Raw genomic sequence first — 19829 nt, 5'->3', positions numbered from 1 at the left:
CGCTACGCCGCCGGGCGCGCGCCCGCGGACGTCGCATGCGCGACACCCGCTGCCTGCATCTGCTGCCATGCGTGCGCGAGCGACCCGTTCAGGTCGATCGCACGGCACGCATCGTTGATCACCGCGGCTTCGAAGCCTGCCGCGCGCGCATCGAGCGCCGACCACGCGACGCAATAGTCGGTCGCGAGCCCGCAGCACCACACGCGTTTCGCGCCGAGTTCGCGCAGATAGCCCGCGAGCCCGGTACGCGTCGTGCGGTCGGCTTCGACGAACGCGGAATAGCTGTCGACCTGCGCGTCGCCGCCCTTGCGGATCACGAGCCGCGCGTGCGGAATGTCGAGGTCGCGATGCAGCGCCGCGCCGTCGGTGTCCTGCACGCAGTGCACGGGCCACAGCACCTGCTCGCCGTACGGCAGCGCGAGCGTCGAGAACGGCTCGCGGCCCGGATGGTTCGCCGCGAACGACACGTGTTCGCGCGGATGCCAGTCCTGCGTGAGCACGACCTGGTCGAAGCGTTGCGCCAGTGCGTTGATCACCGGCACGACCGCATCGCCGTCGGGCACCGCGAGCGCGCCGCCCGGCATGAAGTCGTATTGCACGTCGATCACGAGCAGGACGTCGTCGGTGCGTTTCATTGCGTGTCTCCAGACAGGATCGGTCGCGCCGCGATACGGCGGCGTCAGCCGTTGAACCCGCGGCCGGCCTTCGCCAGTTCCACGATCGACGGCGCGAGCTGCCATGCGTCGCCGTTCGGCGCGGCCGCATAACGGCGAATCGCGCGCTCGACGTTGTAGAGACCGACCGTATCCGCGTACAGCATCGGGCCGCCGCGCCACAGCGGGAAGCCATAGCCGGTCAGGTAGACCATGTCGATGTCGGACGCCTTCGACGCGATCTTCTCTTCGAGGATCTTCGCGCCTTCGTTGACGAGCGCGAACACGAGCCGCTCGACGATCTCGTCGTCGCCGATCTTGCGCCGCTCGACGCCGCGCTCCTTCGAGTACGCGACGACCATCTCGTCGACGAGCGACGACGGCTTCGCCTTGCGGTCGCCCGGCACGTAGTCGTACCAGCCGGCGCCCGTCTTCTGACCGAAACGGCCCTGTTCGCACAGACGGTCGGCGATCTTCGAATACTGCAGGCCGGGCTGCTCGACGTAGCGCCGCTTGCGGATCGCCCAGCCGATGTCGTTGCCGGCGAGGTCGCTCATCCGGAACGGCCCCATCGCGAAGCCGAATTTCTCGATCGCGCGATCGACCTGCGCGGGCAGCGCGCCTTCCTCGAGCATGAACAGTGCCTGGCGGATGTACTGCTCGATCATCCGGTTGCCGATGAAGCCGTCGCACACGCCCGACACGACCGCCGTCTTGCGGATCTTCTTCGCCACCGCCATCACGGTCGCGAGCACGTCCTTCGCGGTCTGCGCGCCGCGCACGACCTCGAGCAGCTTCATCACGTTCGCCGGGCTGAAGAAGTGCATGCCGACCACGTCCTGCGGACGCTTCGTGAACGCGGCGATCTTGTCGACGTCGAGCGTCGACGTGTTCGACGCGAGGATTGCGCCCGGCTTCGCGACTTCGTCGAGCTTCTTGAACACCTGCTCCTTCACGCCGAGTTCCTCGAACACGGCTTCGACGATCAGGTCGGCGTCCTTCAGGTCGTCGTAGGACAGCGTCGGCGTGATCAGCGCCATGCGCGCGTCGAGCTTCTCCTGCGTGAGCTTGCCCTTCTTCACCTGCGCGTCGTAGTTCTTGCGGATCGTCGCGAGGCCGCGCTCCAGCGCGTCCTGCTTCGTCTCGAGCAGCGTGACGGGCAGCCCGGCGTTGATGAAGTTCATCGCGATCCCGCCGCCCATCGTGCCCGCGCCGATCACGCCGACCCGGCGGATTTCGCGCAGCGGCGTGTCGGCCGGCACGTCGGGAATCTTGCTCGCCGCCCGCTCGCCGAAGAACGCGTGGCGCAGCGCGCGGCTTTCCGGCGTCATCATCAGCGCGACGAAACCTTCGCGCTCGGCGACGCTGCCCTTGTCGAAACCGTTCAGCACGCCGGCCTCGATCGCGTCGATGCACTTGTGCGGCGCGGGGTAGTTCGGCGCGGCGGCCCGCGCGGAATTGCGCGCGAACTGGATGAAACCGGCCGCGTTGTCGTGGACGATCTTGCGATCGCGCACGCGCGGATGCGGCCCCTTCTGTGCGCCGACCTTGCGGGCGAACGCCACGGCCGCGTCGAGCAGGTCGCCGTCGGCCATTTCGTCGAACAGCCCGCTCTTCGCGAGCTGCTCCGACGGCACCGGCGCGCCCGACACGATCATGTTCAGCGCGGTTTCGAGGCCGACCGCGCGCGGCAGGCGTTGCGTGCCGCCCGCGCCCGGCAGCAGCCCGAGCTTCACCTCGGGCAGCGCGACTTGCGCGCCCGGCGCCGCGACGCGGTAATGCGCGCCGAGCGCGAGCTCGAGGCCGCCGCCCATCACGACGCTGTGCAGCGCCGCGACGACCGGCTTCGCGCTCGCCTCCACCGCGCGGATCACGGTGTGCAGCGTCGGCTCCTGCAGCGCCTTCGGCGTATTGAATTCGGTGATGTCGGCACCGCCCGAGAACGCGCGGCCCGCGCCGGTCAGCACGATGGCCGTGACCGACGGGTCCTGCGCGGCGCGATCGAGCGCGTCCATGACGCCCTGGCGGGTCGACAGGCCGAGCCCGTTGACGGGCGGATTGTTGAGCGTGATGACGGCCACGCCGTCGCGAGTCGAGTAATCCACTGCCATCTGCCTGCCTCCATGCATCGCGCGCCGGATTGGCTGCGCTTCATTGTGCGCGGTCGAACAGCCGCATGTCCGGGTGAACGGAGGCAGCATACAACGAAAAAGCACGGTCGTTCAATTTGAATTTTGTTCCCGATCCGGGGACGGATCGGGCGACCGATGCGGAGGTTGAAGCGGCGGCGGCCCGGGCCTGGGCCTTACGGCGCGCACACCGCCGTGGGCAACACGTAATCGCGGAACGTCTCGCGCAGCTTCAGCTTCTGCAGCTTGCCGGTCGCGGTGTGCGGCAGCGATTCGACGAACACGACGTCGTCCGGAATCCACCATTTCGCGACCTTGCCCTCGTAGAACGCGAGCAGCGTGTCGCGGGTCAGGTTCGCGCCTTCGCGCGGCACCACGACGAGCAGCGGCCGCTCGGTCCATTTCGGGTGCGCACACGCGATGCACGCGGCTTCGGCCACCCCGGGATGCGCGATCGCGACGTTCTCGATGTCGATCGAACTGATCCACTCGCCGCCCGACTTGATTACGTCCTTGCTGCGGTCGGTGATCTGCAGGAAGCCGTCGGGGTCGATCGTCGCGACGTCACCGGTCGGGAACCAGCCGTCCGCGAGCGGCGACGCGTCGCCGCGAAAGTAGTGGTCGATCACCCACGGCCCGCGCACCTGCAGTTCGCCGAACGCGACGCCGTCCCACGGCAGCTCGCGGCCATCGTCGCCGACGATGCGCATGTCGACGCCGCAGATCACGCGCCCCTGCTTCTCGAGCAGCCGGCGCTGCGCGTCGAGCGGCCGCTGCGACTGCGCCCAGTTGAGCTTCGCGAGCGTGCCGAGCGGCGACAGTTCGGTCATCCCCCACGCATGGATCACGCGCACGCCGTATTCGTCCTCGAACGTGCGCAGCATCGCGGGCGGGCACGCGGAGCCGCCGATCACCGTGCGGTTCAGCGTCGAGAAACGGACACCGGCTTCGCGCATGTAGTTCAGCAGCCCGAGCCACACGGTCGGCACGCCTGCGGAAAACGTCACGCGCTCGGCCTCCATCAGCTCGTACAGCGATTTCCCGTCGAGATCCTTGCCCGGCAGCGCCAGCTTGCCGCCCGTCAGCGGCACCGCGTACGGCAGCCCCCATGCGTTGACGTGGAACATCGGCACGACGGGCAGCACGGCGTCCATCGCGGACAGGTTCATCGCGTCGGGCAGCGCGGCGCCGTACGCATGCAGCACGGTCGAACGATTCGAATACAGCACGCCCTTCGGGTTGCCGGTCGTGCCGGACGTGTAGCAGAGCCCCGACGCCTGCTGTTCGTCGAGGCGCGGCCAATCGTAGTGGCCGTCTTCCGCTTCGACGAGCGTTTCGTAGCAGAGCAGCGGCGTGGCGGCGGACGGCAGGTGTGCGGCGCCCGTCATCGCGATCCAGCCCTTCACGTGCGGGCATTGCGGCGCGATCGCGTCGACCAGCGGCGCGAAATTGATGTCGAACAGCACGTAGCGGTCTTCCGCGTGATTGACGATGTACGCGATCTGTTCGGGAAACAGGCGCGGATTGATCGTATGGCACACGGCGCCCATCCCGCCGATCCCGTAGTACGCTTCCAGATGCCGGTAGCCGTTCCACGCCAGCGTGCCGACGCGGTCGCCGGTTTCGACGCCGAGCCGCGCCAGCGCCTGCGCCAGCTGCTTCGCGCGGCGTTCGCAATCGCGGTACGTGTAGCGATGCAGGTCGCCTTCCACGCGCTTCGACACGATCTCCGTGTCGCCGGCGTGCCGCGCGGCATGCGAAATCAGCGACGACACGAGCAACGGCACATCCATCATCTGGCCCAGCAACGGCTTACCCATCGTCTTGTTCTCCCTGAGGATGCGAATCGGTGACCAGCCTGGGGGCTGTTTCCGTAGCGAAGCAGCCCTGGTGTGCGCCCGTCAGCGGCCCCGGACGGGCGTGGCGCACGGTGCGCGGGCCGCCATGCGGGCGGCGCGGCGCCGCCTTACAATATCGGCTTACCCAGAGGCGCTCAACATGTCGTTTTCCCGAAGCGCAGCCGATGCGGCTGACACCCTCCCCGACCTCGCCGCGACGCTCGGCGCGCCCGCCGAGGGCGCGTTCGTCACGCTCGGCGACGCGTTTCATACGCGGCTGCCGGCCGCGCCGCTTGCCGCGCCGTACGTCGTCGGCTTTTCCGACGAAGTCGCGCAGCTGCTCGATCTGCCGCCCACGCTCGCCGCGCAGCCCGGCTTCGCCGAGCTGTTCGCCGGCAACCCGACGCGCGACTGGCCCGCGAACGCGATGCCGTATGCGTCGGTCTATTCCGGCCACCAGTTCGGCGTGTGGGCCGGCCAGCTCGGCGACGGCCGCGCGCTGACGATCGGCGAATTGCCCGGCACCGACGGCCGGCGCTACGAACTGCAGCTCAAGGGCGGCGGCCGCACGCCGTATTCGCGGATGGGCGACGGCCGCGCGGTGCTGCGCTCGTCGATCCGCGAGTTCCTGTGCTCGGAAGCGATGCATCACCTCGGCATCCCGACCACGCGCGCGCTGACGGTGATCGGCTCCGACCAGCCGGTGGTGCGCGAGGAGATCGAGACGGCGGCCGTCGTCACGCGCGTGTCGGAAAGCTTCGTGCGCTTCGGCCACTTCGAGCACTTCTTCTCGAACGATCGCCCCGACCTGCTGCGCCAGCTTGCCGATCACGTGATCGACCGCTTCCATCCGGCGTGCCGCGACGCGGACGATCCGTACCTCGCGCTGCTCGAGGCCGCGACGCTGCGCACGGCCGACCTCGTCGCGCAATGGCAGGCCGTCGGTTTCTGCCACGGCGTGATGAACACCGACAACATGTCGATCCTCGGCGTGACGATCGACTACGGTCCGTTCGGCTTCGTCGACGCGTTCGATGCGAACCATATCTGCAACCACTCCGATACCGGCGGCCGCTATGCGTACCGGATGCAGCCGCGCATCGCGCACTGGAACTGCTACTGCCTCGCGCAGGCGCTGCTGCCGCTGATCGGGCTGCAGCACGGCATCGCCGACGACGATGCGCGCGCCGAGCGCGCGGTGGACGACGCACAGGCCGTGCTCGCGAAGTTTCCGGAACGCTTCGGCCCCGCGCTCGAACGCGCGATGCGCGCGAAGCTCGGCCTCGCGCTCGAACGCGAGGGCGACGCCGAACTCGCGAACAAGCTGCTTGAGACGATGCATGCGAGCCACGCGGATTTCACGCTGACGTTCCGCCGGCTCGCGCAGATCTCGAAGCACGACGCGAGCCGCGACGCGCCCGTGCGCGACCTCTTCATCGACCGTGAAGCGTTCGACGCATGGGCGAACCTCTATCGCGCGCGGCTGTCCGAGGAAACGCGCGACGACGTGGCACGCGCGGTTGCAATGAACCGCGCGAACCCCAAATACGTGCTTCGCAACCATCTGGCCGAAGTCGCGATCCGGCGCGCGAAGGAAAAGGATTTTTCGGAAGTCGAGCGGCTCGCGCAGATCCTGCGCCGCCCGTTCGACGAACAACCGGAGCATGAAGCGTATGCGGCGTTGCCGCCCGACTGGGCCGGCTCGCTCGAAGTGAGCTGCTCGTCCTGAGCCCGCAACCCGCGCATCTCGACCGACCGATCAGGAGAACCCCCATGTCCCACGATTCCGACGACAAGACCTTCCCGTACCAGAAAGACGACGCCGAGCTGCGCCGCCGGCTCACGCCGATGCAGTACGAGGTCACGCAGCACGCGGCGACCGAGCGCGCGTTCACCGGCGAATACACCGACACCGAGGATGCCGGCATCTACAAGTGCGTCGTCTGCAGCACGCCGCTGTTCGAATCCGGCGCCAAGTTCCACTCGGGCTGCGGCTGGCCCAGCTACTTCAAGCCGCTCAACGGCGAGGTGATCGACGAGAAGATCGACTACTCGCACGGAATGGTGCGCGTCGAGGTGCGCTGCAACCACTGCGGCGCGCATCTGGGCCACGTCTTCGAGGACGGCCCGCGCGACAAGACCGGTTTGCGGTACTGCATCAATTCGGCTGCGTTAAACTTCGAGTCCCGACCCGAAAACGAATGAGCGGCGCCGGGCGGATCGCCGCGGCAGCCAGCCCCGGGCTGGCCGCCCCGATCCGCGACGGCGATGCCTGGCGGGTCCCTACAACGGTGACAGGCCGCGCCCGCGGCCCGTCACGCAGCTGCGAGCGCCATGAAATTCCTGTTCGATCTGTTTCCGATCATCCTGTTTTTTGTCGCCTTCAAGGTCTGGGGCATCTTTACCGCCACCGCCGTCGCGATCGTCGCGACGCTGGCCCAGGTCGCATGGGTCGCCTTCCGGCACCGGAAGGTCGACACGATGCTGTGGGTCAGCCTCGGCGTGATCGTCGTGTTCGGTGGCGCCACCCTCGTCCTGCATGACGAGAAATTCATTCAATGGAAACCGACTGTGCTGTACTGGCTGTTTGCGATCGGGTTGCTCGCCGCGCGCTATGCGTTCAGCAAGAACCTGATCGAGAAGATGATGGGCAAGCAGCTCACGCTGCCGTCCCCCGTGTGGGACAAGCTGAACCTCGCGTGGGCGCTGTTCTTCGCGGTGCTCGGCGTCGCGAACCTGTACGTGGTGCACAACTTCACCGAATCGCAATGGGTGAACTTCAAGCTGTTCGGGACGACGGGCGCGATGGTCGTATTCATCATCCTGCAGAGCCTGTGGCTCACGAAGTACCTGAAGGACGAGTGACATGACCGACGCCTTTCTCCACGCCTCCGCCGACGAACGCATCGCGCTGATCGAAGCGCGCCTCACCGCGTCGCTCGCGCCGCTGTCGCTCACCGTGCGCGACGACAGCGCGCAGCACGCAGGCCACGCCGGCGCGGCCGCCGGCGGCCACTTCACGGTCACGATCGTGTCGTCCGCGTTCGCGGGCAAGCCGCGCGTCGCGCGGCACCGGCTGGTGTATGATGCGCTCGCTGATGCGATGCAGCGCGGCATTCACGCGCTCGCGATCGTGGCTTACACGCCCGAAGAATTCAACGAATCTTCAATCTAGTCTCATTAGGAATTCCCGATGATCCTGACATCCCCCCGCCTGTGGGTCGCGGCGGCTGCATTTGCAGCGGCACCGGCATTCGCCCAGAACATCGCCGTCGTCAACGGCACGCCGATTCCGAAGTCGCGCGCCGACGCGATGGTCGCGCAGCTCGTCCAGCAAGGCCAGACCGACGGCCCGCAACTGCAGCAGGCCGTGCGCCAGGAGCTCGTGAACCGCGAAATCCTGATGCAGGAAGCGATTCGCGAAGGCATCCCGAACCGTCCGGACGTAAAGGCGCAAGTCGCCGTCGCGCAGCAGACCGTCGTGCTGCGCTCGATGATCGAGGGCTTCCTGAAGAAGAACCAGCCGACCGACGCCGAAGTGAAGGCGCGCTACGACGAGCTCGTCAAGGGCGTGGGCGGCAACCGCGAGTATCACCTGCACCACATCCTCGTCGACAACGAGCAGCAGGCGAAGGACCTGATCGCGAAGATCAAGGGCGGCGCGAAGTTCGAGGATCTCGCGAAGCAATACTCGAAGGATCCGGGTTCGGGCAAGAACGGCGGCGATCTCGACTGGTCCGATCCGAAGGCGTACGTGCCGGAATTCGCGGCGGCCGCGCAGAAGCTGCAGAAAGGCCAGATGACCGACACGCCGGTGAAGACGCAGTTCGGCTGGCACATCATCCGCGTCGACGACATCCGTGACATCGCCCCGCCGCCGTTCGACCAGGTGAAGGCGCAGATCGCGCAGCAGCTCGTGCAGCAGAAGCTGCAGGCGTTCGAGGAAGGTCTGCGCCAGCAGGCCAAGATCCAGTAACGCCGGCGCACGTCACACGCGCATCGATCAGCCGCTCTTCGGAGCGGCTTTTTCTTTTGGCGCGCACGAACAGGGGTGCCGCGATGCGATGGGGCTTAGCCGACGCACAATAAAAAACCGCTCCGAGGAGCGGTTTTTTATTGTGCCAGGCCGTCACCCGCCCGCAGCGTTCGCTACGCGGGATAAAACACGTCGTGGTAACGCACGTCGCCTGCCGGAAGCGGCGCGGAATCATCGAGCGACAGCGCGAGGAAATACTCGGCCGGCACGCCCGCAAACACGATGTCGCCGTGCGGTTCGAATCCGAAACGCGCGTAATACGCCGGCTCGCCGAGCACCACGCAGCCACGCGCGCCGAGCCGGCGCAATGCGTCGAGCCCCGTGCGCACGAGCCCCGCGCCGATGCTCTGCCGCTGGCAATCGGGCCGCACCGCGAGCGGCGCCAGCCCGTACCACTGCTGACTGCCGGCCGGCTCGCCGCCGATCGCGACCGGCGAGAACGCGACGTGCCCGACGATGCGCCCGTCGCGCTCCGCGACGAGCGATACGCTCAGCGCACCGTCGGCACGCAGCGTGTCGACGATGCGCTGCTCGAACGCGCCGCCCTGCGGCTCGCCCGCGAACGCCGCACGGATCACGCGGCCGATCGCGTCGGCCTCGCTCGCACGCTCGTCACGCAGCGTGACGATCTCGACCGGCGCGTTCGGGTCGAACATCATCCGGATCAGCCGATCCAGCGACGTGCGTTGCGGAACACCCGCATCCACGGGCTCGCGTCACCCCAGCCTTCCGGGTGCCAGCTCATCGTCACCGTACGATGCACGCGCTCCATGTGCGGCATCAGCACCGAGAAGCGGCCATCAGCCGTCGTGACCGACGTGATGCCGGCGGGCGACCCGTTCGGGTTGAACGGATAGCGCTCGGTCGCTTCGCCGCGGTGGTCGACGTAACGCATCGCGACCGCGACGCGGTCGATGTCGCCTTGCTGCGAGAAGTCCGCATAGCCTTCGCCGTGCGCGACCGCGACCGGAATCCGCGAGCCTTCCATTCCCGCGAAGAAGATCGACGGCGATTTCTCCACTTCGACGAACGAGAAACGCGCCTCGAACTGCTCGGACTTGTTGCGCGTGAACTTCGGCCACGCTTGCGCGCCCGGGATCATCGACGCGATGCTCGACAGCATCTGGCAGCCATTGCAGATACCGAGGGCGAACGTATCGGGACGCGCAAAGAAGGCCGAGAACATGTCGGCGAGGTTCGCGTTGAAACGGATCGTCTTCGCCCAGCCTTCGCCCGCGCCCAGCACGTCGCCGTACGAGAAGCCGCCGCACGCGACCGCACCCGCGAAATCGGCCAGCGTCGCGCGGCCCGCGAGCAGGTCGCTCATGTGCACGTCGTGCGCATCGAAGCCGGCGCGGTCGAACGCATACGCCGTTTCCAGATGCGAGTTCACGCCCTGCTCGCGCAGGATCGCGACGCGCGGCCGTGCGCCCGTCGCGATGAACGGCGCGGCGATGTCGTCGGCCGGATCGAACGTGAGCACCGGCGAGAGGCCCGGGTCGGCCGCGTCGAGCAGCGCGTCGTATTCGGCATCCGCGCAGGCGGGGTTGTCACGCAGGCGCGCGATGCGCCAGCTCACTTCGCTCCAGGCGCGATGGAGCTCGGTACGCGGCGCGTCGAAGATCTTCTTCGCATCGCGGTACACCTCGATCACGTCGCGATCGTTGACCGAGCCGATCACGTGCGAGCACGTCGACAGGCCGAATTCGCGCAGCGCGCCGAGCACCGCGTCGCGGTCGGACGCGCGCACCTGCACGACGGCGCCGAGCTCTTCGGAGAACAGCGCGCGCAGCGTGCGGTCGTCGCGACGGCCGCTCGTCTGCTTCGCCCAGTCCTTCGCGTCGCCGTAGTCGGATTCGTGGTTCGGGTCGAGCGTCAGCATGTCGACGTTCAGCGATACGCCCGCGTGGCCCGCGAACGCCATTTCGCACACGGTCGCCCACAGGCCGCCGTCCGAGCGGTCGTGGTACGCGAGCAGCTTGTCCTGCGCATTGAGCGACTGGATCGCGTTGAAGAAGCGCTTCAGGTCTTCCGCGTCGTCGACGTCCGGCGTCGTGTCGCCGACCTGCTGCGTGACCTGCGCGAAGATGCTGCCGCCCATCCGGTTCTTGCCGCGGCCGAGGTCGATCGCGATCAGCACGCTGTCGCCCGCATCCGCCACGCGGCGCAGTTGCGGCGTGAGATGGCGGCGCACGTCCTCGACCGGCGCGAACGCGGAGATGATCAGCGACACCGGCGACACCACTTCCTTCGCGACGCCCTGCTCGTCCCACTTCGTCTTCATCGACAGCGAATCCTTGCCGACCGGGATGCCGATCCCGAGCGCCGGGCACAGCTCCATGCCGATCGCCTTGACCGTGTCGAACAGCGCGGCGTCTTCGCCGGCCGTGCCGCACGCGGCCATCCAGTTCGCGGACAGCTTCAGCTTGTCGAGCGACGCGATCGGCGCGCTCGCGATGTTCGTGATCGCTTCGCCGACGGCCATGCGGCCCGATGCGGGTGCATCGATCACGGCGAGCGGCGTGCGCTCGGCCATCGTCATCGCCTCGCCCTTGAAGCCCGCGTAGTCGAGCGCGGTGATCGCGCAGTCGGCCACCGGCACCTGCCACGGGCCGACCATCTGGTCGCGCACCGACGTACCGCCGACCGAACGGTCGCCGATCGTGATCAGGAACGACTTGCTGCCGACCGTCGGGTGCTTCAGCACGTCGAGCGCGACCGCCGACAGCGCGATGCCGGTCACGTCGACCGGCGCACGCTCGGTGTTCACGCGCGTGACGTCGCGGTGCATGCGCGGCGGCTTGCCGAGCAGCACTTCCATCGGCATGTCGACCGGGTATTCGTCGGCGCCCGTCGCTTCGTCGTCGACGAGCTTCAACTGGCGTTCGTCGGTCGCGACACCGACCACCGCGAACGGGCAGCGCTCGCGCGCGCAGATCGCCTCGAAGCGCGGCAGGTCGGCCGGCGCGATCGCCAGCACGTAGCGCTCCTGCGCCTCGTTCGACCAGATTTCGCGCGGCGACAGGCCCGATTCCTCGAGCGCGACCTTGCGCAGTTCGAAGCGCGCGCCCTTGCCCGCGCCGTCGACGATTTCAGGGAACGCGTTCGACAGGCCGCCCGCGCCGACGTCGTGGATGCTCAGGATCGGGTTTTCCGCGCCGAGCTGCCAGCAGCCGTTGATCACTTCCTGCGCGCGCCGCTCGATTTCCGGGTTGCCGCGCTGCACCGAGTCGAAGTCGAGTTCGGCCGTGTTCGCGCCGGTCGCCATCGAGCTCGCGGCGCCGCCGCCCATGCCGATCCGCATGCCGGGGCCGCCGATCTGGATCAGCAGCGAGCCCGCCGGCACGTCGTGCTTGTGCGTGTGCTGATCCGCGATGTTGCCGAGGCCGCCCGCGATCATGATCGGCTTGTGATAGCCGTGCACCGTGCCGCCGACGTTCTGCTCGTACACGCGGAAGTAGCCGCCGAGGTTCGGGCGGCCGAATTCGTTGTTGAAGGCGGCGCCGCCGAGCGGGCCGTCGATCATGATCTGCAGCGGCGACGCGATGCGGTCCGGGCGGCCGTACGGGCCGTGCTGCTCGTTCGGGTTGCGCTCGGTCACCGGCTGCGCGGCGTCGCGCGCGTTTTCCCACGGCTGGCGGGCGTCCGGCAGGTCGAGGTTCGACACGGTGAAGCCCGTGAGGCCGGCCTTCGGGCGCGCACCGCGGCCCGTCGCGCCTTCGTCGCGAATCTCGCCGCCCGCGCCGGTCGCCGCTCCCGGGAACGGCGAGATCGCCGTCGGGTGGTTGTGCGTCTCGACCTTCATCAGCGTGTGCGTGAGTTCGGTGTGGCGGCCGTAGCGCTCGCCCGGCTCGCCGGGCGCACCGGCCTTGCGCGGGAACCAGCGCTCGGCCTCGGCGCCGACCATGATCGACGAGTTGTCCGAATACGCGACGATCGTGCCCTGCGGGCTCAGCTTCTCGGTGTTGCGGATCATCGCGAACAGCGACATGTCCTGCGCTTCGCCGTCGATCGTCCACTGCGCGTTGAAGATCTTGTGGCGGCAGTGCTCGCTGTTCGCCTGCGCGAACATCATCAGTTCGACGTCGGTCGGGTTGCGTTCGAGCTTGCGGAACGCGTCGACCAGATAGTCGATCTCGTCGTCGGCGAGCGCGAGGCCCAGCTCGACGTTCGCGCGCTCCAGCGCGCCGCGGCCGACGCCCAGCACGTCGACGGTCGACAGCGGCTTGGCCGGCAGTTCGTCGAACAGGTGCTTCGCGTCGTCGCGCGCCGCGACCACGCTTTCGGTCATCCGGTCATGCAGCGCGGCCGCGACGGCCGCGCGCGCGTCGTCCGACAGCGCCTTCTTGCCGCCGAGCAGGCCCGACTTCAGCGTGACCGTGAATTCGACGCCGCGCTCGATGCGGCGCACCTGCGTGAGGCCGCAGTGCTGCGCGATGTCGGTCGCCTTGCTCGCCCACGGCGAGACCGTGCCGAAGCGCGGCAGCACGACGAAGGTCTCGGTCGTGCCCTTCTCGCCCGCCGGCTGGAACGGCTCGCCATAGTGCATCAGCGCATCGATGCGCGCGCTGTCGTCGGCCGACAGCGGCTCGGCCGCATTGACGAAGTGCAGGAACTGGCCGCGTACCGCGACGATGTTGGCGTCGATTTGCCTGAGCGTATCGAGCAGACGGGTTTGACGGAAATCGGAGAGGGCCGAAGCGCCGGGAAAACACGAGAAGTGAGCCATGGGCTGGACTGACGTCGATGAGTCGCGCGAGGTGGCGACGTGGGGCGAAAGGAAGGCCGTAATTATACCCGGAAGTCGGCCGCCCAAGACCGACCGATCGGTAGTCCGCATGCACCGCGACGGTGCCGGGACGCGTGGCGCGCACGGCCGCCCGCCGGGCCGGCCTGCGCGGGCCCAGGATGCCCGCCGCCGTGGCCCGACCGCACGACCCATGCTCGGCCGGCGCCGGCTCGCGCACTTTTGGCGCTATCATTCCGGGTTCACCGGGCCCGGCCCTCAGCGAATTCTCACCGGGCGGCGTGCGCGCCGCCCGTCATCGAAGCACTCCATGGATGTCATCGTCATCGGCGGCGGAATCAGCGGCGTCGCCACCGCCTACCAGCTGCGCGCGGCCGGCCATCGCGTGTGCGTGGTCGAACGCCACGCGACCGTCGCGCAAGGTGCGACCTACGGCGACGGCGGCGCGCTGCTGCCGAGCCCGCTCGACGTCTGGTTCGGCCCGACTTTCATGCGCCAGCGCCAGCCGCGCGACAGCGGCATCGTCTACAAGCCGGGCTTCAACGGCGGCGTGCGCCGCTTCGTCAAGCAGCTCGGCACGCTGCGCGAGCCCGACGCGTTCGCCGCGCAGTACGCGCGGCTGCGTCCGCTGATCGACGCGTCGCGCGACGCGCTCGCCGATATCGACGCGCGTTTCGAGCTCGAATTCGAACAGAAACCCGGCATCCTGCACGTCGTGCGCGATCCGCGCGACTGGGATGCGCTGCAACCGGCGCTCGACCTGCTGCGCACGCTCGACCAGCCGTACCGCACCCTCACCGCCGACGAATGCGCGGCGCTCGAACCGTCGGTGCCGGCCGAACCCGGCTTTGCCGGCGGCGTGCTGCTCGAAACCGAGCGCACCGGCAATTGCCCGCTGTTCGCGAAACTGATCAAGCAGACGCTGGACGAGCACGGCGTGCAGTTCCGCTTCGGCGCGGACGTCGCCGCGATCCGCGTCGACAGCGGCCGCGCCGCGGTCGAGCTCGTGCCGCCGGGCAACCGGCGCGCGGCGCAGGCGCGCGAGGTCGACGTGATTTCCGCGGACGCGATCGTGGTCGCCGCCGGCGCCGGCAGCCTCCCGCTGCTCGAACGGCTCGGCTGGCGCCTGCCGCTGCACCCGGCGCGCGTCCATACGCTCACCGCACCGGTCGCGTACGAGGAACACTCGCCGCACCTTTGCGTCGTCGATTCGATCAAGCGGATCTCGATCACGCGCACCCACCAGCGGCTGCGCGTCGGCGGCGCCGCCGTGCTGCAGAGCGTCGCCGATACCGCGAAACCGCTTGCCGAGCCGTTGTCCGAGGCCGCGCTCGCGTTGCTCGGCCAGGCCGTCCATGACTGGGTGCCCGGCGCCGCCAAGATCTCCGCCGCCCTGCCGTGGCGGGGCATGCAACTGCTGTCGCCGGACGGCCTGCCCGTCGTGGGTCCGACCCCGCACCCACGCGTGTTCGTCAATTTCGGCCATGGCCCGGCCGGCTGGGGCCTCGCGTGCGGGTCTGCTAAAGTGGTGACCGACTATCTGGGCGGCAACGTCCAGCACTGGCCCGCCGACACGCTCGCCGCGCTGAGCGCCGGCCGCTTCACGATCTGACCGCCGCGGGCCGACCCGTGGCGGCCTCCTTGCCCGCCGCCACGATCCCGCGATGACCGTTACCCGCCCGCTTCCCGATTCCGATCCGATCGCACTGCTGCGCGTCGCCGACCTGCGCGCGGCCGAAGCCGACGCCGCCGCCGCGCTGCCGCCGCACACGCTGATGGGCCGCGCCGGCGCCGCCGCCGCGCACTGGCTGTCCGAACGCGTCGCCGGCGACGATCGCCCCGTCTGGTTCGCGGTCGGCCCCGGCAACAACGGCGGCGACGCGCTGGTGGCCGCCGCGCAGCTCCAGCAGCTCGGTGTCGCCACGCATGCGTGGATGCCGGTGCCGGTCAAGCCGGACGACGCGCAATGGGCGCTGGGCCTCGCGCGCACCGCCGGCGTGCCGTTGTCGGCCACCGCGCCCGCGTCGCTGGAGGGCTACGCGTGGGTCGTCGACGGGCTGTTCGGCATCGGCCTCGGCCGTGCGCTCGACGGCGCGTTCGCGGAGCAGGCCGCACGCATCGCCGCCCATGCGCGCAGCGGCGGCCGCGTACTCGCGCTCGACGTGCCGAGCGGGCTCGACAGCGACACGGGCCGGATCGTCGGCGCGGGCGTCGCCGTCGCGGCCACCCACACGCTCACCTTCATCGGCGCGAAGCCCGGCCTCTACACGGGCGACGGCCGCGATCTCGCCGGCGAGATCCACGTCGCGTCGCTCGACGTCGCGCCGCCCGCCGCGCCGGCCATCGTGCTGAATACGCCCGCGCGGTTCGCCGCGGCGCTGCCCGCGCGCGCCTTCGCGTCCCACAAGGGCACGTACGGCAGCCTCGCGGTGCTCGGCGGCGACACGGGCATGTGCGGCGCGCCGATCCTCGCCGCCCGCGCCGCGCTGTTCGCGGGCACCGGCAAGGTGCACGTCGGCTTCCTTGGCGCGGGCGCGCCGCCGTACGACCCGCCGTTCCCCGAACTGATGCTGCATCCGGCCGACACGCTCGACCTCGGCGCGATGACCGCGATCGCGGCCGGTTGCGGGCTCGGCACGCGCGAGGCCGCGGCGACGCTCGTGCGCGACGTGCTCGCGCACGACCTCCCGACGCTGCTCGATGCCGACGCGCTGAACCTCGTCGCGACGCACGCGGACCTCGCGGCCGCCGTCGCCGCGCGCGGCGCACGCGGCAAGCCGTGCGTGCTGACGCCGCATCCGCTCGAAGCCGCGCGCCTGCACGGCAGCGACACGGCCGCGGTGCAGCGCGATCGCGTCGCGGCCGCGCAGACGCTCGCCGCCCGTTACGCCGGCATCGTCGTGCTGAAAGGCTCGGGCACGGTGATCGCCGCGCCCGACGGACGCGTAGCGATCAACCCGACCGGCAACGCGGCGCTCGCCACCGGCGGCACCGGCGACGTGCTCGGCGGCCTGATCGGCGCGCTGCTCGCGCAACGGGTCGCGCCATACGAAGCCGCGCTGGCCGGCGTCTACCTGCACGGCCTCGCGGCCGACACGCTGACCGCGAACGGCACCGGCCCGGCCGGGCTCACCGCGGGCGAGCTCGCGCCGATGGTGCGCACGCTGATCAATCGCCTTTTTTATCCGTCGCCGCGCGCCGACACGTAACGCCGCTATACTGACTGCCCCGCCGCACGGCGGGCCTTCTCGTCCGCCGGCTTTCCGATCCCGATGAGCCGGCGCGGCATTCCTCCCGATTCACGCTTCACTCGAACCGTCATGACGCTGAAATCGCTCCCCGCCTGGACTGCCCTTCAATCCCACTTCGAACAGATCCGCCACGCGCGGCTGCGCGACTGGTTCGCGCCGGAAAACGACCGCGCGCCGACCCGCGCCGAACGCTTCACGATTCCGGGCGGCGGTCTTGCGGCCGATTTCTCGAAGAACCGCATCGACGACGAAACGGTGCGCCTGCTCGTGCAACTCGCGCGCGACGCGGGCGTCGAAGCGCGCCGCGACGCGATGTTCGCGGGCGAGATCGTCAACCCGACCGAAGGCCGCGCCGCGCTGCACACCGCGCTGCGCGCGACCGACCCGCAAGCGCCGTTCCACGCGCAGGTGAGCGCCGAGCGCGCGAAGATGGCGACGTTCGCGCGCGCCGTGCGCAGCGGCACGTGGACGGGCTATACGGGCAAGCGGATCCGCCACGTGATCAACATCGGCATCGGCGGCTCGGATCTCGGGCCGAAGATGGTCGTGCATGCGCTGCACCACGTCGCGACGCCCGAGATCTCGACCCACTTCGTGTCGAACGTCGACGGCGCCGATCTCGCGCGCGTGCTCGAACAGGTCGATCCCGAGGAAACGCTCGCGATCATCGTGTCGAAGACCTTCACGACGCTCGAGACGATGACGAACGCACGCTCGCTGCGCGACTGGTTCGTCGCGCGCGGCTGCCCCGAGGACGCGCTCGCGAAGCACTTCGTCGGCGTGTCGGCGAACCCGGCCGAAGTCGTGAAGTTCGGCATCGCCGCGGACAACGTGTTCGAAATGTGGGATTGGGTCGGCGGCCGCTATTCGCTGTGGTCGGCGGTCGGCCTGTCGATCATGATCGCGGTCGGCCCGGAGCAGTTCGACGAGCTGCTGGCCGGCGCGAACGACATGGACCGCCACTTCCGCGAAGCGCCGCTCGAGCGCAACCTGCCGGTGCTGCTCGGCCTGATCGGCATCTGGTACCGGAATTTCTTCGGCTCGCAGAGCTATCTCGTCGCGCCGTATTCGGAAGCGCTGCACTACCTGCCGTCGTACCTGCAGCAGCTCGAAATGGAGAGCAACGGCAAATCCGCGCGGCTGGACGGCACCTTCGTCGACTATCCGACGTCGGCCGTCACGTGGGGCGAGCCGGGCACCAACGGCCAGCATGCGTTCTTCCAGATGCTGCACCAGGGGCCGACGATCGTGCCGATCGACTTCATCGCGGTGCTGACGCCCGAGCATCCGCTCGCCAGCCACCATCCGAAGCTGCTCGCGAACTGCTTCGCGCAGAGCGAGGCGCTGATGCTCGGCCGCACGCTCGAAGAAGCGCGCCAGGTCGCCGGGCCCGGCAAGGAAGCGCTCGCGCCGCACCTGACGTTCCCCGGCAACCGCCCGACCACGACGCTGCTCGTCGATGCGCTGACGCCGCGCGCGCTCGGTGCGCTGATCGCGCTCTACGAGCACAAGGTGCTGGTGCAGGCGACGGTGTGGGACATCAATCCGTTCGACCAGTGGGGCGTCGAGCTCGGCAAGATTCTCGGCAAGGTCGTCGAAGCCGACCTGTCCGCCGAATCGGTCGACCCGGCGAAGCACGACTCGTCGACCACGGCGCTGATCGAGCGCGCCCGTGCGGCGCTCAAGCGTTGAAGCACTGACGCATCAACGCCCATGCCCGTGCGGGCCGCGCCACTCAGGTTGCGCGGCCCGCACGACCCTTCACGCGTTGCGCGATGCCGCGTGCGGCGCGACGATGCGCCCCGCTTCGATCGTCACCGTCGTCGCACAGCGGCGCGCGAGTTCGGCATCGTGTGTGACGAGCACGAGTGTCGCGCCGTGCGTGCGGTTCAGTTCGAACATCAGGTCGATGACCGCGTGGCCGGTGGCCGCGTCGAGGCTGCCGGTCGGCTCGTCGGCGAACAGGATCGCCGGACGCGTGACGAACGCGCGTGCGAGTGCGACGCGCTGCTGTTCGCCGCCCGACAGCAGCTTCGGATAATGCGTGGTGCGTTCGCCCAGACCGACCTGCACGAGCAGCGCCCGGGCACGCTCGGCCGCCTCGCGCGCGCTGATGCCGCCCTGCAGTTCGAGCGGCAGCATCACGTTCTCGAGCGCCGTCAGGTGCGGCATCAACTGGAACGACTGGAACACGAATCCGACCGCGCCGTTGCGCAGCGCCGCGCGCTCGTCCTCGTCGAGCTGGTCGAGCGCGCGGCCGAGCAGGCGAACCGTGCCGCTCGTCGCGCTGTCCAACCCCGCAAGCAGGCCGAGCAGCGTCGATTTGCCCGACCCCGATGCGCCGACGATCGCGAGGCTGCTGCCCGGTTGCACGGCGAGCGTGATGCCGTCGAGGATCGTCAGCTCGCCCGTTGCATCGGCAACCCGCTTGCACACGTCATGGACTTCGATGATCGGATCGGTAATCTTGAACATGGACACGACATTTCGCTGGAAAAGACGCGCGGCGGCCGCCGCGCTGCTGGGCACCCTGCTGGCCGTCACCGTACCCGCGCGCGCCGCGACGGCGTCGGCATCGAGCCAGCCCGTGATCGTCGTGCTCGGCGACAGTCTCTCGGCCGAATACGGACTGCCGCGCGACACAGGCTGGGTTGCACTGCTGCGGCAACGGCTCACGACCGAGCGAATCGATTATAGCGTCGCGAACGCCAGCGTCAGCGGCGACACCACGAGCGGCGGCCGTGCGCGGTTGCCCGCGGTGCTGCAGCGACTCAAGCCGTCGATCGTCGTCGTCGAACTCGGTTCGAACGATGCGCTGCGCGGCGTGCCGCTCGCGACGACCGAGCAGAACCTGCGCGACATCATCGCCAGTGCGCAGCGTGCGCGGGCGAAGGTCGTGCTGGTCGGCATGTACGTGCCGCCCAATTACGGCCCCGACTACACGCAGAAGTTCCACGCGGTCTATACGCGGCTGTCGAAGGACCTCGCCGTGCCGCTCGTGCCGTTCCTGCTGGCCGGTATCGAGAACAAGCCGGAGATGTTCCAGGCCGACCAGATGCATCCCGCGCAGCAAGCCCAGGGCATTCTGCTCGACAACGTGTGGCCGGCGCTGAAACCGTTGCTCGGCAAGCCGCACGGCTGAGCGCAGCCGCGCACCGGAAAACAAAAAGCCCCG

The 19829-nt window shown here is 69.1% G+C and carries 15 protein-coding genes; 9 read left to right on the top strand and 6 right to left on the bottom strand.

Features of this window, described 5'->3' with window-relative positions; translation table 11 throughout:
- Positions 1 to 2: 2 nt before the first annotated feature.
- The 3 genes from pncA to H0X91_RS05445 all read right to left on the bottom strand — a co-directional run bounded on the left by pncA (position 3) and on the right by H0X91_RS05445 (position 4602).
- Positions 3 to 635, bottom strand: coding sequence for a bifunctional nicotinamidase/pyrazinamidase (gene pncA / locus H0X91_RS05455; RefSeq protein ID WP_006483895.1), 633 nt, complete (start codon positions 633 to 635; stop codon positions 3 to 5).
- Positions 636 to 679: 44 nt separating this feature from the next.
- Positions 680 to 2764: a 3-hydroxyacyl-CoA dehydrogenase NAD-binding domain-containing protein gene (locus H0X91_RS05450; protein WP_058901543.1), complete on the bottom strand. Its 2085-nt coding sequence runs from the start codon at positions 2762 to 2764 to the stop codon at positions 680 to 682.
- Positions 2765 to 2958: 194 nt separating this feature from the next.
- Complete coding sequence (locus H0X91_RS05445; RefSeq protein ID WP_196432871.1) at positions 2959 to 4602, bottom strand: 3-(methylthio)propionyl-CoA ligase; 1644 nt, start codon at positions 4600 to 4602, stop codon at positions 2959 to 2961.
- Positions 4603 to 4780: 178 nt separating this feature from the next.
- Here H0X91_RS05445 and H0X91_RS05440 point away from each other — a divergent pair, with 178 nt between their 5' ends.
- The 5 genes from H0X91_RS05440 to H0X91_RS05420 all read left to right on the top strand — a co-directional run bounded on the left by H0X91_RS05440 (position 4781) and on the right by H0X91_RS05420 (position 8596).
- A complete protein-coding gene (locus H0X91_RS05440; RefSeq protein ID WP_062910564.1) occupies positions 4781 to 6349 on the top strand; it encodes a protein adenylyltransferase SelO in 1569 nt (522 codons plus the stop codon).
- A 44-nt stretch (positions 6350 to 6393) separates the two neighbouring features.
- The gene (gene msrB / locus H0X91_RS05435) at positions 6394 to 6825 is read left to right on the top strand and encodes a peptide-methionine (R)-S-oxide reductase MsrB (protein ID WP_006483891.1); all 432 of its coding nucleotides are present in this window, start codon (positions 6394 to 6396) and stop codon (positions 6823 to 6825) included.
- Between the two features lie 129 nt (positions 6826 to 6954).
- Positions 6955 to 7485, top strand: a complete 531-nt coding sequence (locus H0X91_RS05430) for a septation protein A (protein WP_006483893.1) — start codon at positions 6955 to 6957, stop codon at positions 7483 to 7485.
- Position 7486: 1 nt separating this feature from the next.
- Positions 7487 to 7795, top strand: a complete 309-nt coding sequence (locus H0X91_RS05425; RefSeq protein ID WP_006483904.1) for a BolA family protein — start codon at positions 7487 to 7489, stop codon at positions 7793 to 7795.
- Positions 7796 to 7813: 18 nt separating this feature from the next.
- Complete coding sequence (locus H0X91_RS05420; RefSeq protein WP_006483903.1) at positions 7814 to 8596, top strand: peptidylprolyl isomerase; 783 nt, start codon at positions 7814 to 7816, stop codon at positions 8594 to 8596.
- 173 nt (positions 8597 to 8769) lie between these two features.
- Here the strand turns inward: H0X91_RS05420 and H0X91_RS05415 are convergent, their stop codons facing one another.
- Complete coding sequence (locus tag H0X91_RS05415) at positions 8770 to 9315, bottom strand: GNAT family N-acetyltransferase (RefSeq protein WP_059720657.1); 546 nt, start codon at positions 9313 to 9315, stop codon at positions 8770 to 8772.
- Positions 9316 to 9320: 5 nt separating this feature from the next.
- Complete coding sequence (purL, locus tag H0X91_RS05410) at positions 9321 to 13385, bottom strand: phosphoribosylformylglycinamidine synthase (protein ID WP_196432870.1); 4065 nt, start codon at positions 13383 to 13385, stop codon at positions 9321 to 9323.
- 328 nt (positions 13386 to 13713) lie between these two features.
- Between purL and H0X91_RS05405 the strand changes: the two genes are divergently transcribed.
- The 3 genes from H0X91_RS05405 to pgi all read left to right on the top strand — a co-directional run bounded on the left by H0X91_RS05405 (position 13714) and on the right by pgi (position 18346).
- Positions 13714 to 15015: an FAD-dependent oxidoreductase gene (locus H0X91_RS05405; RefSeq protein ID WP_112751478.1), complete on the top strand. Its 1302-nt coding sequence runs from the start codon at positions 13714 to 13716 to the stop codon at positions 15013 to 15015.
- A gap of 52 nt (positions 15016 to 15067) precedes the next feature.
- The gene (locus tag H0X91_RS05400) at positions 15068 to 16612 is read left to right on the top strand and encodes an NAD(P)H-hydrate dehydratase (RefSeq protein WP_196432869.1); all 1545 of its coding nucleotides are present in this window, start codon (positions 15068 to 15070) and stop codon (positions 16610 to 16612) included.
- A 111-nt stretch (positions 16613 to 16723) separates the two neighbouring features.
- On the top strand, positions 16724 to 18346 hold the full coding sequence (gene pgi, locus H0X91_RS05395) for a glucose-6-phosphate isomerase (RefSeq protein WP_034201616.1): 1623 nt from the start codon (positions 16724 to 16726) through the stop codon (positions 18344 to 18346).
- Between the two features lie 69 nt (positions 18347 to 18415).
- On the opposite strand, the gene H0X91_RS05390 is transcribed toward pgi, so the two are convergent.
- A complete protein-coding gene (locus H0X91_RS05390; protein WP_196432868.1) occupies positions 18416 to 19129 on the bottom strand; it encodes an ABC transporter ATP-binding protein in 714 nt (237 codons plus the stop codon).
- Here H0X91_RS05390 and H0X91_RS05385 point away from each other — a divergent pair.
- A complete protein-coding gene (locus H0X91_RS05385) occupies positions 19128 to 19796 on the top strand; it encodes an arylesterase (protein WP_006489343.1) in 669 nt (222 codons plus the stop codon). The two genes, H0X91_RS05390 and H0X91_RS05385, sit on opposite strands and share 2 nt — an antisense overlap.
- Positions 19797 to 19829: the final 33 nt, after the last annotated feature.

The organism is Burkholderia sp. 9777_1386 (assembly GCF_015712265.1).
GTDB lineage: Bacteria > Pseudomonadota > Gammaproteobacteria > Burkholderiales > Burkholderiaceae > Burkholderia > Burkholderia cenocepacia.
Note: the sequence above shows the minus strand (reverse complement) of the source record. Positions and strands in the feature narration are given on the sequence as shown.

Bases quoted from the DNA above. Each gene is read 5' to 3' on its own strand.
- H0X91_RS05405 (WP_112751478.1), top strand. From the start codon at position 13,714: ATGGATGTCATCGTCATCGGCGGCGGAATCAGCGGCGTCGCCACCGCC.
- pncA (WP_006483895.1), bottom strand. From the start codon at position 635: ATGAAACGCACCGACGACGTCCTGCTCGTGATCGACGTGCAATACGAC.
- H0X91_RS05400 (WP_196432869.1), top strand. From the start codon at position 15,068: ATGACCGTTACCCGCCCGCTTCCCGATTCCGATCCGATCGCACTGCTG.
- H0X91_RS05445 (WP_196432871.1), bottom strand. From the start codon at position 4,602: ATGGGTAAGCCGTTGCTGGGCCAGATGATGGATGTGCCGTTGCTCGTG.
- H0X91_RS05390 (WP_196432868.1), bottom strand. From the start codon at position 19,129: ATGTTCAAGATTACCGATCCGATCATCGAAGTCCATGACGTGTGCAAG.
- H0X91_RS05425 (WP_006483904.1), top strand. From the start codon at position 7,487: ATGACCGACGCCTTTCTCCACGCCTCCGCCGACGAACGCATCGCGCTG.
- H0X91_RS05415 (WP_059720657.1), bottom strand. From the start codon at position 9,315: ATGATGTTCGACCCGAACGCGCCGGTCGAGATCGTCACGCTGCGTGAC.
- H0X91_RS05420 (WP_006483903.1), top strand. From the start codon at position 7,814: ATGATCCTGACATCCCCCCGCCTGTGGGTCGCGGCGGCTGCATTTGCA.
- purL (WP_196432870.1), bottom strand. From the start codon at position 13,385: ATGGCTCACTTCTCGTGTTTTCCCGGCGCTTCGGCCCTCTCCGATTTC.
- H0X91_RS05450 (WP_058901543.1), bottom strand. From the start codon at position 2,764: ATGGCAGTGGATTACTCGACTCGCGACGGCGTGGCCGTCATCACGCTC.
- H0X91_RS05440 (WP_062910564.1), top strand. From the start codon at position 4,781: ATGTCGTTTTCCCGAAGCGCAGCCGATGCGGCTGACACCCTCCCCGAC.
- H0X91_RS05430 (WP_006483893.1), top strand. From the start codon at position 6,955: ATGAAATTCCTGTTCGATCTGTTTCCGATCATCCTGTTTTTTGTCGCC.
- pgi (WP_034201616.1), top strand. From the start codon at position 16,724: ATGACGCTGAAATCGCTCCCCGCCTGGACTGCCCTTCAATCCCACTTC.
- H0X91_RS05385 (WP_006489343.1), top strand. From the start codon at position 19,128: ATGGACACGACATTTCGCTGGAAAAGACGCGCGGCGGCCGCCGCGCTG.
- msrB (WP_006483891.1), top strand. From the start codon at position 6,394: ATGTCCCACGATTCCGACGACAAGACCTTCCCGTACCAGAAAGACGAC.